Genomic DNA, 15,899 nt, shown 5'->3' with positions numbered 1-15,899 from the left:
GAGAGGGATGATGATAAGTCGTGACGACTAAAACAATTAACCTTGTGGAAGCGCTTGCGCATGAACGGGACCATGGAGTCCTGATTTGGCTGTTTAATATCGGTGCAGAGCAAGTATGGCATCCATCCCCCCGCAAGGGGGGCATGGTAGACCGAGATGAACAGCAGGTCGTAAACCGGATGGAGGAAATGAATCTTCTGCTATGTCGAAGTCAGGATGTCATTGTACTTCGGGAATATCCGGATGAGGCGTTTCTGGACATGCTTCAACGGTTGGGCTTTAGCCTGCCGCGTATTGAGGTGCCAGAGCCTTCTGATCCGCTAACGCCGATTTCAGAGCTGGTGCTGGCGGATGAGGCGCTTTTGGCACGACTGCGTACGGTTGCAGATACAGGCCACAGCAGCGGCGGAGCCAAAGCGTGGCTCGTCCCCTATGCGGTCACACCGCAGGAGGAAGCGATTGCGGAGCTTTGCGGGCTGGAGCTGATCGGCGCTCCATCCGCGGTCAGTGCTCAGGTGAATGATAAGATATTCAGCCGCCTGACCGCGCAAAAGCTTGGTTTTGCTGTCAGCGAAGGCGCTGTATGTACAGACGAATCGGCGATCCGCAGGGAGTGCGCCAGACTGGCTGACTTATCGGATGGACCTGTGAAGCTGATTATCAAGCAGCCGCACGGTGCCTCGGGACAAGGCATGTATATGCTGGACGAGCTGTCCAAGCTGGACACGCTGCTGAGTGTGATGAGGCGCTTTGGCGGCTCGTCGCCATCATCCGGCGGCTGGCTGGTGGAGCGCTGGCACAATAAGCAGATGGATCTGAACTACCAGCTCTGCATTGACGAGGGCGGTGGTGTGACGATGTTTTCGCTAAAAAGGCAAAATGTGGACGGCACCGTATATATCGGATCTCAAGTGCCGGCTGAGATCGGAGATGCGCTGGAGGAAGAAGTGAGACGCTGCGCCTATCAGCTGGGTACGTATCTCTATTCTATTGGATACACAGGAATGGCCTCTATTGACGGTTTTGTTGACGAAGAAGGTTTGCTGGTTCCAGTCATTGAGATTAACGGTAGGTTTACGTTGTCTACCTATATTTCGTTCCTGTCATCCGTCTTGGGAGAGCAGCACAAAACATTATCCCGTTATTATCGCAACGTTACCGCTACACCTCTCACCTACAGCCGCTTGTGCGGGCTGCTCGCGGAGGAAGGCTTGCTCTATACGCCCGAACGTCCAGAAGGGGTGTTTGTGTATACGGCGGGTACATTGTCTGGTATCCCTGTGAAGCGGGGCTATGTGAACCGGATTTTCACACTTATTTTGGCAGACAGCTGGCAGGAAGCTGATGCGTATGCGCACAAATTGGAAGGTATCATTGCTGGATTAGGATGCTCATAAATGGGAGGGAATCAAGAATGAAAACAGATGTATACCATGTAGTACCCTTGCTGGAAAAGATTTTGAAGCTGGCTCCGGGCGAGCTGGAACAGTTGACTCCGGATCAAGATTTGCGAACCTTGGGGCTGAATTCCTTATCCGCTGTGGAATTAATTGTAGAGTTGGAAAATGAGCTTGATATTACGATGGAGGACGACGATCTAGTGCTGGAGCATCTATCTACACTGCAAGGCATTGAGCGTCTGCTGAGCAAATATGCATAAGGGCGCCGAAAAGACAAGATTGATGCAGGGATCCGATATGGAGACTCGTCAAAATTCCGTTGTGGACTATGGTGCAGAAGAAGTGGCAAACGCTCTTCCAGGGAAGCATTGTGTATATTCTTCCCTGCGTACCTCACTGCGGAGGTACGGGGTGACCATGGCCGAATCCGAGCTATTCATGCTGTGTGGGAGTATGTGCGCAGAGTATGGTGGAGATTTGAAGCGCTTCGGGCCTGAGAAATATCCGGAGCAGCTTCAAGAAATGGCAGCCAGTGGTGGACCTGTTATTCGGGTGGAACCGTGGGTCGCTGGTGTCAGTGATGAAACCGACCTGTTGCGGGTACTCACATCGGGCTACGGTACCATGCTGCATACGTCGAGCACCGCTTTAACCTATCACGATGTATATGTGAAAAATTACCCAAGGGGCCACGTGATAGAGTTGTGCGGATTGGACTTGCAAGAACGGACAGCACAGGTGAATGATAGCTTCCTGCTCGATTCCTCGGGACATGCCATGACTTATGTGGGCTCAGCCCGGCTCGACGATCTGATGCAGGGCATTATTGAGTATGCATGGCTGGTGGAGCAGCCTGCCCCGCTTTCGCCAAGTGAGATGCATGCTGCGTGTGCTCATCATATTCGACAGTATTTGACTGGACACGAAGCCATCTGGAGAGGCGTACCTACGTCTAATGAGTCGGTCAGTCAAACGGGGAAAGCTGTAACAGGCAAGCAGGTCAAGCGGGGAGATGAGGGGTACCGGGCATTTGTTGATGACTTCCGTCTGTTGGCAGACATGGAGGATCAGGATTTTCGGACGTACTGTCATGAAATCTATTACAATCTGCGATTGGGCAGTGCTCTTCATTTGACGGATTATACAGCTGATTATTGCCTGCTGCACCAAGCCACGCTGGGGCCACAAACACAGCATGTAATTGAATTGGCACAGGGGCTGTACGCGGATTGGCACAAGCTTAATCTGCATATTTACAAAACAGGGCTTCAACTGCGCAAGCATCGGATGCCTGAGATTACGGAACGAGCTTTGCATTTAATTGAAAGACAGCGGCATATGCTGGAGGAACTGATGATTTTAGCAGAGCAAGCAGCCGAGTAGTCCAAGCATTCGGTCGTATCAGACCGTTCATCCAGGTGTCCTGCACAGAGGAAAGAGGAGGGGAATTAATTGCCGTCCATTACATTAAACCAATTGTCGAAAACATTTACGTACTACAAAAAGGAGCCGGGCGTGCGCAAATCGTTGCAAAACTTGTTCAGGCGTGAGCAGCTGACCAAAGAGGCTGTGCAAAATGTCAGCTTTAGCATTGAGGAAGGGGAAATTGTCGGATTTCTCGGTCCAAACGGGGCAGGCAAAACAACGACGCTCAAAATGCTGTCTGGCATTCTCCATCCCACGGACGGGGAGGCATCGGTACTCGGCTTTACCCCGTGGAAACGACAAAAAGAGTTTAAACGTCAGTTTTCCATTGTAATGGGACAGAAAAACCAGCTCTGGTGGGATTTGCCTGCAAGCGAGTCATTCGAGCTGAACAAGCTTATCTATGAAATCGATGAAAACCGTTATAAAGAGGCACTGGATGAACTGGTCACTTTGCTTGGGGTGGAGGAGCAGCTTCATGTGCAGGTTCGGCGGCTGTCTCTCGGTGAGCGTATGAAAATGGAACTGATCGCTGCGCTGCTGCATCGTCCACGGGTCATTTTGCTGGATGAGCCGACCATCGGACTGGACCTTGTTTCTCAGCGGCGGATTCGAGAGTTTTTCAAAGCCTATAACCGCACGCACCGAACGACCATCCTGCTGACAAGCCACTATATGAAGGATATTGAGGATTTGTGCAGTAGATCCATCATTATCAGCGGGGGCAGATTGGTCTATGACGGAGACTTACACAAGGTGAACGAGGTCATCGGTGCCCGTAAATTGCTCAAGGTTCGACTGGAGACCCCTGTATCCAACCTAACGTTGGCGAGCCTCGGCAAACTTCGCTCCAACTCGGAGCTGGAGGCGGTATTCGAGCTGGATGCAGAAGATACCTTGGCTTGGTCCAAAAAGATTTTGGACGCACTGCCTGTCGTTGATTTTACGATTGAGGACGTCCCGCTGGAAGAGGGGATAGCCAATTTGTATGATGGGGGCAGGCTGGCCGATGCGAAATAACAAATATGTGAAGGTACTCCAGCTCGGCATGCAAAATGAAATGGAGTATCGGGCTAATTATTGGCTCCAAATGGCGGGATTTATGCTGCCCATCATGACGCAAATTTTTCTCTGGCTAGCTGTATTTGGTTCTTCGGGACAAGCAAGAGTGCTGGGTTATTCTCTGCCAGAAATGCTAGTGTATGTGGTCATGGCGGGAGTCACTGGAAAACTGATTGCTACGGGCTTTGAATACGAAATTGCTACAGATATCAAAGAAGGTGGACTGGCAAAATTCATGGTACAGCCTGTGCATTATTTCGCTTACCGTTTTTGCCGGTTTATCGGAGGCAAAGTCATACAGTCCGCGGTCGTGCTGCTGGCGGCTGCTATTTTGCTGTTATGTCTTAGCATGGAAGGACAAATCAGCTTCGGGCTATCGTACATCTTGCTTTACATATTGGCGTTGCCGGGAGCGCTTGTGCTTAATTTTGTGGTCTATTATGCGCTGAGCGGCATAGCCTTTTGGGTGACGGAATCGGCGGGACTATTTTATACGCTGTCGCTTGTCATTTACGTAGCTAGCGGTACCGTGTTTCCGCTGACGATTTTTGGAGATGTTTTGGCCCGTCTGTTCAGTCTGCTACCGTTCAGCTACACCGTATTTTTTCCGGTGAATGCGTTGACGGGCAAGCTGACTGTACTGGAAGCCGCTAAAGGCATTGGCGTACAATGGCTCTGGATTGTAGCGCTGGCGGCCCTATCACGCTGGGTGTGGCAAGCCGGGGTCAAACGCTTTGTCTCGGTGGGGGGGTAACATGAAAAATGTTTTCCGAAACGTTAGGCGCTACATCAGACTGTACTGGAAGTTTGTCCAGTTTTCCGTCATGTCGCAGATGGAATACCGCATTAATTTTATAACTGCATTTCTGGTTGAAACGGCTTATTTACTCATCAAGCTGCTGTACGCATCGGTACCATACCGCGCCGGGACGGACATTAACGGCTGGTCTCCTGACGCCATATTGTTATATATCGGCGTGTTTACGATGATGAGCGGATTTTATAGTGGATTGTTCTACAGTAATTTTACAAGCCTGCCTGACAAAATTCGTACCGGCTCGCTGGATGTGCTCATGACCAAACCCGTATCGCTGCAATTTATGGTGACACTGCGTCAATTTGAACTGGGCTATACCGTGCCAAATGTAATTGGCGGCGGAATTATGACGGGGGTCGGCTGGTATCGACTCGGATTGCCGTTTAATTTTGAAACCGCAGGAGGGTTCTCTGTGCTGCTCGGATGCGGAGTGCTAACGGCATACTCCGTATTTTTGCTCCCCCAACTGCTGGCCTTCTGGATTATCCGCACGAACGGCGTTACGGAGCTGTCCAACAGCATTTTCGAGACAAACTATGTGCCGATGGCCGTGTACAGTAATCTGATTCAGCGTATCGGTTTGTTCGTGCTTCCGGTGTTTGTCATTTGTAATTTTCCGCCCATGTTCATTCTCGGCAAAATGGATACCGGGTTGGTGGTATGGGCATTTCTCGCACCTCTCTGGCTGCTGGCGATCATCCGCCTGATATGGCAGTTTGCTCTACGTGATTATACGAGCGCGAGCCAGTAGCGCTACCGTGTAGTAGGCCAATAATGAAGCAGGAAAGGAAGCGAATCATATGAATGCGATACCGAATCAGCGTCATTTGTATATGGGAACGTTCGAAGCGGAGGCTTATTGGCGGGATGCCCAGTTAGCTTCTCTGCCAGCACTGCCTGACCGGGCTTCTTCTGCGATTGTAGCAGCCATGGATGAACTGCTGTTCAGCTTTTGCCAGCCGGGAGATGCGTTATTGACCCGTTATGCCATTTCGCCCGTACATCGTCAGTATATCGCGCAATTGGGCTTTCATCCGGTTGTCAACGAACGGGATTTGACCGATGGCATGGAGCGTGCAGGCAACGTATCGACCGCATCGGTATTTGAACTGCTGGGCAGTCGCAAGGCCGATACTGGAGAGGGGTTTCCTCAACTGGAAGGCTGTGTGCTTAGCCCGTTTGCGGGTTTGCCGCATGTGGAGGAGGCTGCACGTGCTTGGGGGATAACGCTACATCAGCCGCCGCTGGAAACGATTCGTAAGGTAAATGCCAAAACGTATTCCTCTGATCTGAAACGCAGTCTTGGCCTGCGCAACCCGGGCTATATTGTGACTTCGTTTGCAGATGTCGCTGAGGCGGGGCGTAAGCTACTGCGGGATGGAAGCTTTTTAATCAAGGATGATTTTGGCGTATCGGGCAAAGGAAACCTGCACATTACCTCGACACAAATGCTGGACCGGATCGTATCGTATTTACGTGGACAGGAGCGCAAAGGCAAACAGGTGCTTTTCCTTTTGGAGCCTTTTCTGGAGAAAGAGCAGGATTTTTCATGCCAATTTACGATTGGTGATAATGGAAGTGTCGATATCATATCTGTACAATGGCTGGCTAACACACAATTCTCCTATCGGGAATCCTTGTCGCCGGACGGGGCGTTTTTGGAGCGGCTGGAGCGCGAGGGCTATTTTAGCTTAATGCAGGACGTGGGGCGGCAATTGTATCAGGATGGTTATTACGGCGATGTTTGCATTGATTCCATGACACTTCGCGGTGGGAAGCTGGAGCCTATTATCGAAATTAATGCCAGAAAGTCGATGAGCTTGATCAAGCATCAGCTCGATACCTTTCTGGCCGGGAAAAATATGCGTGGCACGCTGACGAATTATTCACTGTCCCATGATGGCAGTCTATCCTATGAAGAACTGCTGGAGGGGCTGAAAGGTGAAGGATTGCTGTTCACAGGTGAACGTGAAGAAGGTGTCATGCCTCTGAGTGCCAATACGTTATATGTGAACACAGGCGGACGAGATGGCGAGAACAAGATTGTGGGCCATACAAGCACGCCAAGCAAAAATGCAACCGGGCGCGGAGGCAGATCATCTGCCAAGCAGGTTCGTGTGAGCGGAATTGGGGCCAGCGGTGGCGGATCAGAAGGGAATGGCACGGCTAAGCCGGACTTGAATGGTGAAAAAGAAACCGCTGGAAGCGAACGGGCACGAGGCAAGGGGCGCCTTTATTTGGAACTGGTTGCCGCGAGCGATGAGGAAAAAATGCGATTGACTACAAAGCTGGAGCGTTTTTTGGCAGAGCATCATTTTACAGTGCTGAATTAAACGGGAGGCGTATGAGCATGCGTAGGAGTACCGATAAGCTTATGAAGGTAACGATTTTATGTTCCGGTTTCGGATTGGGCTTTTATACCCCTGGCTTGCTGCTGCAAGCGGGTCTTCGCAGGCTGGGCGTGGATGCGGCGATTCATGTATTTGAAAATGTGCTGCCAGAATCGGCCCGTCTCAAGGTCGACAAAAGTCGCAAAGCTTACCATGACAATTTTGCGGTGGCCTTAATGTCTCAGAAGGTTCCGCAGGATATGCGTAATTCACTGGATCTCGCTGCGATGGAAGTGCTGTTGAACCAATGGATGGAGGAGGATCGGCGGTATTTTATATGCTTATCCGGTCATTGGATGTATGTACTGGAGGAGTATCGTAAGCGCAGAGAACCGGAGTCGGTGCATGTGGACATCGTGTACATGGATTCGACACCTTCTCCATCTTGGAAGAATCTAGCCAAGCATAATCCGCATTTTGCAGATGGCTGTGGAGAAACGACCTTTTTTGAAAATGATAACAATAGAGTCAGCCACTATATTGATGTTCCGGCTGTGGAGTATGTTCCGTTTGAAGAACGGCAATCCCGCTTATTCGTACATGGCGGCGGTTGGGGGATGGGCACCTACCGTGACAAGGTTGGACGGTTGGAAGAAGCGGGCTGGGAGCTGGATCTGCTGCTGTATGATCAGGATCAACCGGATGAACAGCGGGACAGTATACGCTATTTTCAGATGGATCCGCAGTGGAGGACATGGCAGCGTAATGAAGCCGGGGAGCATACATTTCCGCCTTTCGGAGAGGTGAAAAAGGGCGAGAAGACCGTGTATCAGGTCGGACCGGATTACCATAACATGCTGGACCAAGCCTGTCATGTTCAGGCCATTGTCAGCAAGCCAGGAGGTGGCAGCCTAACCGATTCGTTCGCTACAGCCACTCCACTCATTATGCTGGAGCCATTTGGTGTGCATGAAAAGCATAATGCCGATCTATGGGAACGGCTGGGACTTGGTATGCGGTACGATACGTGGATACAAACCTATGATGGCAGTGCTCAGATACTGGAGGATATGCATCGCAGGATCGTAGAGCTGCGCAGTCGAACGCCGCGTTATATAGAGTCCTATGTGAATAGCATCCAAATGTCAGCAGGCTCACCGGGAATGGAGCAGGGGTCATGAACGCTGCGGCGGCTGCGCAAGAGCCTGCGATGCGAGATATTCGCTTTGGGATCATTGGCTGTTCTGCCATTGCTCCCCGTGCGTTGCTGGAACCGATCCGACATGTTGCAGGGGCACGCGTGACCGCGCTTGCGAACCGCACGGTTGCCAAGGCAGGAGAAATGGCAGATCGTTTTGGCGTCAGTGTCGTTTATCGGCATGCTGAGGATATGCTAAAGGACCCGGAGATCGATGCTGTATATATTGCGCTCAGCAACGACTTACATGCCGAGTGGATTGACAAAGCACTACGGGCCCATAAGCATGTGCTGGTGGAAAAGCCGTTATGCCTGAATACGGCCGATCTGGCACCCTTGGCAGCTATAGTCGAGCAGAGTAACGTTCACCTGCTGGAGGGTGTCATGGTGCAGCACCATCCGTGGCAGCATGAGCTGCGGAGGATCGTAGAATCGGGGCGTTATGGTCGTTTATGCTCCATAGAGACGAGTCTATGTATTCCGGCAAAAGAAGGGCATGCGGACAATTACAGATCCCGTCCGGAGCAGGGTGGGGGATGCTTTTGGGATCTGGGCGTGTACTGGCTCCAATTGCTCCAGGCCGTCGTTGGATTAGATCAGGCGGAATTCCACAGTCAATCGGATTTCGATGGTCCGCATGGTTGTGACTGGACATTTCGTGCGCAAGCCCGTTATCCGAGTGGATTGGAGGCATCTGCCCTCTTTTCATTCGAGCGGCCCTATCGCTGTGCTCATGTACTGACCTTTGATTCGGCAGTGGTCACCTTGAAGGACTGCTTTCGGGCAAATTTAGGCTTTTATAAAATGACACTCAGGACGGAAATAAAGAAGGATAGCATACCGAATATAACAGATATGGACGCACTGCCTGTGTTATCACAGACATCTTCGCATACCAAAACGGTTTTCGAGCCTATGAACTATTATGTTAATCAGTTGAATACCTTTTGTAGCATCATCCGGGGAGAAGCGGAGCCCATTCCATTTCGCGAGGCTGCTGAACGCGTCAGACTGCTGGCAGCCATTCATGAAGCAGCACGCTCGGGCGAGACGATTTATGCAGTATGAGTATGATTGTGTTTTCGAGCGGAGGGAAGCAAATGATGCAAAATACGGAGTATCAAGGCAAAGAGAGGAGGGGAATTCAGTAGATGGATAAAAAGGACGAAGCCTTACTGGAGCGTTTCGGCGAGCATCCGACGCCATTTTACTATTATGACGGGGACGCGCTGCATGCCCACGTCAGCTCGTTGCTATCCCGATTGCACCCGGACGTGCGTGTACATTATGCGCTCAAGGCTAATGGTAACGTAGCCTTGGCTGGGTTGCTGCGCTCGTTAGGTTGTGGTGTTGAGATTGCTTCGGCCGGAGAAATGTTCGTCGCTATGGAGGCCGGGTATGCTGCGGAAGACGTGCTGTACGCCGGACCGGGAAAAACAGTAGCCGAGCTGAACGAGGCGATAGACTATGGAATCGGCTGTATTCATGTCGAATCGGTGAGGGAGCTGCGTCTGCTGGAGGGCATTGCGGCCCAAGCGGGCCAGCTTGTCAGGGCAGCGGTTCGCATCAATCCTGATAACGATCTGTCTGGAGCAACGATTAAAATGGGCGGCGTTCCGCGCCCCTTTGGAGTGGATGAAGGGCAGCTGGATCACTTTTTTAAGGTGCTGGAAGATTGCCCACACGTCCATTTTCAAGGTATTCAGGTATATACAGGTACGCAAATGCTGAAATCGGATCAGATTTTAGCTTCATTTGCGAATACGCTGCAGTTGGCAGAACGGGTACAGGCTCAGTATGGTGTGGCAATGCATACGATCAATTTGGGCGGCGGGTTTGGCGTACCTTATTTTGCTCATGAGGAGCCGCTCGATATGGATCACGTCATTGACGGACTGAACGCACTCGCGGAGCAGACCCGAACCCGCATGCCCGGGGTTAAGCTAATCATCGAAAGCGGCAGGTATCTGGTTGCTCAATCGGGCATGTATGTCTGCCGAGCATTGTATACAAAGGAATCCAAGGGAGAGAAGTTTGTCGTGGCTGATGGTGGCATGAATCACTACGCCGCAGCTACTTTTCGAGGACGCCGCATTAGGGACAACTACCCGGTACGAATTATGCGCAGGCAAGTGGGAGAATCGAAAGAACCCAAAGAACGAGAGTTGGAAGCAACCCTACGGATGGAGCAGGGAGACGCTTCTGCTCAAACGGCTGTTGCTGTCGAACAATCATTAGAAGAGGTTGCAAACCGAACAGGAGGGCCTTTGGAAGAAGCATCCATGGAGCTGGAGACGGTAAGCATTGTCGGTCCACTTTGTACACCCGAGGATTGTATTGTGAAAAAAGCGCAGCTTCCTCCGATTTACGAGGGCGATTATATTGCTTTTCCGAATGCAGGAGCCTATGGATTAAGCTATAGTCCACTACAATTTCTGGGACATGCTACCCCGGCGGAGCTGCTTGATTTTCGTGGGGAGGTGCATGTCATTCGTGAACACGGTGACCGCACAGACCTGCTGCGTCATCAGCGCATGATTCCGTTGCCTGAGGATGTGTTGTAAGTATGTAAAAAAAACGCCAAACCCATGGGAACCGATACAAATCGGACCTGTGATTTGGCGTTTTTTTACATGATGAGTAGGGTAGTATCGACTTAATGTTGCTTGGAGCTGCGCATTTCCTGACGCACAAGCTGCCATACCATAAAGATCAGTACAGCGATTTGTGGGACAAAGGTTTCCCAAGTTGGATACATTCCCAGCCAGCTAATGGACGGAAGCGAGGAGGCAGTGTGCCCCGAAAGCTTGCCAGCCACCTGAAGCGAATGAATACTTTCGCCCAAAAACCGGAATACGAGATAGTAAATCAGTACAGTGGCAGTCAGGAAAAAGGCGCGAATCGGCAACCGTACACTAAATTTAATGATTGCAAATGCCAGAATGACCAGAATAAACGTCGCCGAGCTGATGCCGATCAGCAATTGCGAGGTTTCGATGGCTGGAGCCATACCGATATAAAAGATAGCTGTCTCGGCTCCTTCACGCAGAATTGCGAGCGCAGAAACCGCAAATAGCGACCACAGGCTTCCCCGTGCTAACGCGTTGCCCACGCTGTTTTCCACAAAGCGGTTCCACGCGGCAGCATTGGATTTGCTATGCAGCCAGCTACCAACGGTCAGCATCAGCACGACCGCCACCAGCCCGGTGACACCCTCCAGCAGTTCACGCATGCTGCCCGATGCGGCTGCTGCCACTAGTGTGGTGAACAGCACCGCCAGAATTCCGCTCAGCACCAGCCCCGTTCCAGCTCCTGCCCATATCCATCGTCCAGCCACGGCTTCGCCGCTTTTTTTGGCATACGCCAGCAGAGCTGCGAGCACGAGGATGGCCTCCAGACCCTCACGCAGCAAAATCAGTGCGGCATCCCACGCAGTGTAAGAACGTTCTTCCGTCAACGGACGGAGCCTGTCCAGCATCTGATCAAGAGTCTGTATGGCTTTGTCTGTATTCGGTGGAGAAGACAGCAGATATCCGGAAGCCTCGGTCATTTCATTTTCAATCGCAGTGTAAGACGTCGGATCAGAAATTTGTACATGTCCTTCGACAGAAGGCCACAGAGCGATAAACTGCACTACCTTGTCAGCCGCTTGCTCTGATTGATTAGCTACAGCATCTTGGCGTGCGGATTCGAGCAAGGTGACTGCATCGCCCAAGGAAGCTGTCGAACCATTCGTCGTTCCGGTAGCCGTATTGCCTGTATTCGTTCCTTGACCTGTGTTCACAGATTTGCCCTGACTATAATCAGACAACAGAGTCGTTAATTCCTGCATTTCCCTGAGAGCCTGTTCTTGGCGAATGGGCTCAGCTTGCATGGAGATGCGAATGAGACTGATTTTAGTTTCGAGCGAACTGTATACCGGAAAATTGTCCAAACGAATCGGTGTTTCTACCTGATACCAGGCTTTGACGATTCGGTCGTAATCCACCCGGGCGGCAGCCCAATCGCCTTTTTGCATGGCAGCCAGACTGCCCTTCGCCATAGGAAGCAGTTTTTCCGCTGCTTTAGCTCCAGCCGGGGCTGGTTTGTCCCCTTCGGCAGCAGTGACGTACTCATTGACCGAGCGCGCCAGCACGGATAAGGCAGCTTTCGCTGGTTCCCCGCCGCCACTGGCGAGTGTCTGCTCCGCATCGGTGAGTGCTTGATCTACAGCTGTGATGTGAGCTGAATCTCCGCCATTCGTTTTGGCGGTCTCCCACAGCGTGCGGAATTCTTTCAGATCCTTGGAGGCTTCCGTCCATTGGGCTTGTCCTGCCTCCACCAGTGCTCCGCCCACCACAGGCATTAGCTGATCATTGGTAACAGCTTTGGTATCTGTTTGTGCAAAAGCGACCGACCCGGAGCCGGATAGGAACGGAGTTACGGTCAGCAGCAGTGCTGCCACCAGCACAAACACCCATCCCAAGCTTTTATTGAGCCGATTCATATAAATCCCCTTCCTTGCCTGCTGCTAAAATAACGTATCCCCGATGTAGCCGCCTTGCGATACACCCGGGAAGCAGGCGAACACCGCACTGCCTTTGTGTACAATGTATTCGTTCAGTTTGTCATTGCGTGCAAGCTTCTCCTGAATATGAACGAACTGCTTGAACAGATCACGCTGGTAGCTGATGAACAGCAGCCCGGCATCCAGCTGTCCAGTTTGCTTGTCCAATCCGCTTGAATACGAATAAGACCTCCGCAAAATGTTAATGCTCCCGTCCCCATGAGCCAAAGCCACATGAGAGGTAGGAGGCGTAACTGGCTTGCCTTCCGGATTTTTGGCCGCCAGATCAAGCTTGTCGAACTCCTTGACCTTACCGAGTGGGGCCCCGCTGCTGCGATGACGTCCAAAAGTATCCTCCTGGTCGCCCAATGTTGAGCGATCCCACACCTCTACCCGCATGCGTACGCGGCGTACAGCCATATAGCTGCCGTCGCCCATCCATGCTGGTCCGTCACTGGTCTGTGTCCACACCAGCCGATTCATCTCGTCTGCCTTGGAGGTGTCCGGGTTCCCCGTACCGTCCTTGAAGCCCAGCAAATTGCGTGGTGTGCTTCCCGCAGGATCAGCTTGTGCAGTCCGCTGAAAGCCTTCCTGCGTCCAGCGAAGCACCGCCGTTCCTCTGGCGATACGCGCCAAATTACGCAGGGCATGGAAAGCAACCTGCAAGTCATTGGCACATACCTGCACTCCGATATCGCCACCGCACCATTGCTCCTCCAGGGCATCCCCTTGAAAACGGGGCAGCTCACGGAACCCGGCAGGTTTAAGCCCTGTCAGGCCATATCGTCCATCAAAAAAAGATGGGCCCACACCAAAGGTGATCGTCGTGCGGGATGGCGATAATCCTGCCGCCTCGCCCGTATCGGACGGAGGGAGGTTGAGGTTTTCATTATCGTTGCCAAGGAGCACGCCAGAAGTCATTGTAGCGCTTGCTTCTGTCCAGGCTTTGAAGAGGCTACGCACCTGTTCCTTGTCGCTGGTTGTTAGATCGAAAGCGGCGAAGCAGATGAAATCCTGTGCCGGAGTCACAATACCTGCCTGATGCTTACCGTAAAAAGGGATTACATCTTTGGTGTCCGCATCCGTCATCATGCTTTCGAGACGTTGACCGGCTGACAGCACGGCTCCCACGCCCCCGCCGCCAAGCAGGAGGCCTAGTCCACCTACCCCGGCCAGCTTCAATAGGTCTCGGCGTGATACGGATTTGCTTTTTCCTGACGACTCATCATCCACTAGCTTCGCATCCTTTTTTGCCAGATCGGCATGTTCATTATGGGATTCCGCATACTGCGGCTTTTCTTGCCCTTTTTGCCGCTTAAAGCCTTTCATATCATTACACTCCTAACAATTTCCCCATTTGGGACAACGGTTCTGCCAAGGCATCGAGGTTTTGGCTCAGCTTTTTAACTTCTTCCGGTTTCAGTTTTGTATACGATACATAGCCTTCTCCGTCCTTGAAAGGAGCCAACTCCTGTTGTAAGGCCGTAAAGCGCTCACCGATTTGTTTTTCCAACGCGGCATCTTTTTGGTTCAGATCTGTTTTCAAAATGTCATATATCTTTTGTGCGCCCTCTACATTGGCTGCAAAGTCGTACAAATCTGTATGGGAATATCGTTCTTCTTCACCCGTCACCTTCGAGGTAGATACTTCATTCAACAACTCGACTGCACCCGTTACCATCAGGCTGGCGTCAATATTAACTGTTTCTACTTTGGCGCGTAGCAGCTTGGCATCACTCAGCAGTCGGTCGGAGAACTCGTCCATTCCTTTGGTTGTGTTTTCTTCCCATAATGTTTTTTCAATCCGATGAAAGCCGCGCCAATCCGCTGCATCCACATCACCGTCACGTGCATCAATATTCGGGTCAAGATCACCCAGCGCTTCTGCAATCGGTTCAATCCGTTCATAGTACATACGTGCAGGAGCATACAGCGCCTTGGCTTTATCCAGCTCGCCAGCTTTGACCGCGTTCGTGAATTCTTCTGTCTTCTTCACAAACGTATCGCATTGCTCGATGGCATAGGTGCGGTAAGCTGCTACCGCTTGATCAAAATTGGGAGCAGAAGCGGCAGGAGTCGTTGTCTGTGTTGTGGCTCCTGCATCTTTGGTCGTTGCAGCAGGCTGCTGAGTAGCAGTTCCGGTTTGTCCGCAACCTGCAAACAGAATAGAAGAGACCAGCACTCCGGCCGGTACGGCATAACGTAGTTTCATAATCAATGAACACCCTTTCTGGCCAAACTGGCCTTGAACCATAGTCTGTTGCGATATCTATATCAAATTATCATTTTGATAATGATTATCAGTCGCGGTTTTTCTTATCATAAGGCTGACCCATATGCCTGTCAATACATAAATTAGACGCAGAGTCCAACCCTCCATCGAAGGGAGTTAGTAGGGTGCCTATGCCCATTTTTATCCGCATATTGAACCATACCTAAGCGCATGACATAAAATGTGTTGACTGTATCCCTTAACCTTGTTACACCACACAAAACCCGAGCAAGGAGGGGTGAAATTGACGAAGGGTAACGACCATAAAAACAAGTTTTTGTTAACTCACCGTGAACGTGAAGTATTTGAACTGCTCGTGCAGGACAAAACAACACGTGACATCGCCGGACAGCTATTTATTAGCGAAAAAACGGTCCGAAACCATATTTCCAATGTAATGCAGAAACTGAACGTAAAAGGTCGTTCACAGGCGGTCGTGGAATTAATCAGGCTTGGCGAATTAAAAATCTGACCTCTCGTTCCTTGCGGGGTACAAAGTCTTCTCGATGATCCTTCGACAATGAAGGGTGGTCGGGAAGGCTTTTGTTTTGTGGTATATAAAAAAGTAAAACGATTAAACCGCTGAAATATGTGGGAAATTGCGTGTAAATGATGTACTATATATAGAAGGAAGAAACTACCATTGGAGATCATGGTAAACTAACAGAAGTGATCAAATCAGAAGAATTACCACAAAGTTATACAAGGCTAGAAATGCATTCGGTGATAGTCTAAGAATATAAATCCCTACAAAAACAGTATTCAGCATGACGACAGGATGGAAGATGGATTGAAGAAGAATCACAAGGCAGAAAAAGCTCGTTGCTTCAGGTAGCAGGAAGTAGCTTT

Annotated in this window: 14 protein-coding genes; 11 read left to right on the top strand and 3 right to left on the bottom strand. The window is 51.0% G+C overall.

Translation table 11 applies throughout. The features are described 5' to 3' along the window. Positions 1–20: 20 nt before the first annotated feature. The 10 genes from MKY35_RS20535 (at position 21) to MKY35_RS20490 (ending at position 10,796) form a co-directional block, all read left to right on the top strand. Positions 21–1,397 carry a peptide ligase PGM1-related protein gene (locus tag MKY35_RS20535; protein ID WP_342444700.1) on the top strand — a complete coding sequence of 459 codons (1,377 nt, stop codon included), beginning with the start codon at positions 21–23 and terminating at the stop codon, positions 1,395–1,397. Between the two features lie 17 nt (positions 1,398–1,414). Further along, on the top strand, positions 1,415–1,660 hold the full coding sequence (locus tag MKY35_RS20530; protein WP_029518328.1) for an acyl carrier protein: 246 nt from the start codon (positions 1,415–1,417) through the stop codon (positions 1,658–1,660). A gap of 37 nt (positions 1,661–1,697) precedes the next feature. Then, on the top strand, positions 1,698–2,783 hold the full coding sequence (locus MKY35_RS20525) for a hypothetical protein (RefSeq protein WP_029518329.1): 1,086 nt from the start codon (positions 1,698–1,700) through the stop codon (positions 2,781–2,783). A gap of 69 nt (positions 2,784–2,852) precedes the next feature. Then, positions 2,853–3,845 carry an ATP-binding cassette domain-containing protein gene (locus MKY35_RS20520; RefSeq protein ID WP_029518330.1) on the top strand — a complete coding sequence of 331 codons (993 nt, stop codon included), beginning with the start codon at positions 2,853–2,855 and terminating at the stop codon, positions 3,843–3,845. Then, positions 3,835–4,641, top strand: coding sequence for an ABC-2 family transporter protein (locus MKY35_RS20515; RefSeq protein WP_342444699.1), 807 nt, complete (start codon positions 3,835–3,837; stop codon positions 4,639–4,641). Before MKY35_RS20520 ends, MKY35_RS20515 begins: the two co-directional genes overlap by 11 nt. A 1-nt stretch (position 4,642) precedes the next feature. Further along, positions 4,643–5,455 carry an ABC-2 family transporter protein gene (locus MKY35_RS20510; RefSeq protein ID WP_342444698.1) on the top strand — a complete coding sequence of 271 codons (813 nt, stop codon included), beginning with the start codon at positions 4,643–4,645 and terminating at the stop codon, positions 5,453–5,455. Between the two features lie 49 nt (positions 5,456–5,504). Next, the gene (locus MKY35_RS20505; protein WP_342444697.1) at positions 5,505–7,037 is read left to right on the top strand and encodes a hypothetical protein; all 1,533 of its coding nucleotides are present in this window, start codon (positions 5,505–5,507) and stop codon (positions 7,035–7,037) included. A 17-nt stretch (positions 7,038–7,054) separates the two neighbouring features. Next, on the top strand, positions 7,055–8,215 hold the full coding sequence (locus MKY35_RS20500) for a UDP-glucuronosyltransferase (protein ID WP_342444696.1): 1,161 nt from the start codon (positions 7,055–7,057) through the stop codon (positions 8,213–8,215). Next, positions 8,212–9,300, top strand: coding sequence for a Gfo/Idh/MocA family oxidoreductase (locus MKY35_RS20495; RefSeq protein ID WP_342444695.1), 1,089 nt, complete (start codon positions 8,212–8,214; stop codon positions 9,298–9,300). Before MKY35_RS20500 ends, MKY35_RS20495 begins: the two co-directional genes overlap by 4 nt. 83 nt (positions 9,301–9,383) lie before the next feature. Further along, entirely contained in the window at positions 9,384–10,796 is a 1,413-nt protein-coding gene (locus MKY35_RS20490) for a type III PLP-dependent enzyme (RefSeq protein ID WP_342444694.1), read from the top strand. Positions 10,797–10,888: 92 nt separating this feature from the next. Here the strand turns inward: MKY35_RS20490 and MKY35_RS20485 are convergent, their stop codons facing one another. The 3 genes from MKY35_RS20485 to efeO are packed head-to-tail and all read right to left on the bottom strand — an operon-like array spanning position 10,889 to position 14,990. Continuing rightward, positions 10,889–12,718 carry an FTR1 family protein gene (locus tag MKY35_RS20485; RefSeq protein ID WP_342444693.1) on the bottom strand — a complete coding sequence of 610 codons (1,830 nt, stop codon included), beginning with the start codon at positions 12,716–12,718 and terminating at the stop codon, positions 10,889–10,891. Positions 12,719–12,742: 24 nt separating this feature from the next. Beyond that, complete coding sequence (efeB, locus tag MKY35_RS20480; RefSeq protein WP_342444692.1) at positions 12,743–14,107, bottom strand: iron uptake transporter deferrochelatase/peroxidase subunit; 1,365 nt, start codon at positions 14,105–14,107, stop codon at positions 12,743–12,745. A gap of 4 nt (positions 14,108–14,111) precedes the next feature. Next, positions 14,112–14,990, bottom strand: a complete 879-nt coding sequence (gene efeO, locus MKY35_RS20475; RefSeq protein ID WP_025721876.1) for an iron uptake system protein EfeO — start codon at positions 14,988–14,990, stop codon at positions 14,112–14,114. A 298-nt stretch (positions 14,991–15,288) separates the two neighbouring features. Here efeO and MKY35_RS20470 point away from each other — a divergent pair, with 298 nt between their 5' ends. Next, positions 15,289–15,522 (top strand): LuxR C-terminal-related transcriptional regulator, encoded by a 234-nt coding sequence (locus MKY35_RS20470; protein ID WP_028541512.1) that lies wholly within the window; start codon positions 15,289–15,291, stop codon positions 15,520–15,522. Positions 15,523–15,899 lie beyond the last annotated feature (377 nt).

Origin of the sequence: Paenibacillus sp. FSL L8-0638 (assembly GCF_038593075.1) — a bacterium.
Classification (GTDB): Bacteria; Bacillota; Bacilli; order Paenibacillales; family Paenibacillaceae; genus Paenibacillus; species Paenibacillus polymyxa_D.
The sequence above is the reverse complement of the archived record's forward strand: the minus strand, read 5'-3'. Positions and strand labels throughout refer to the sequence as shown.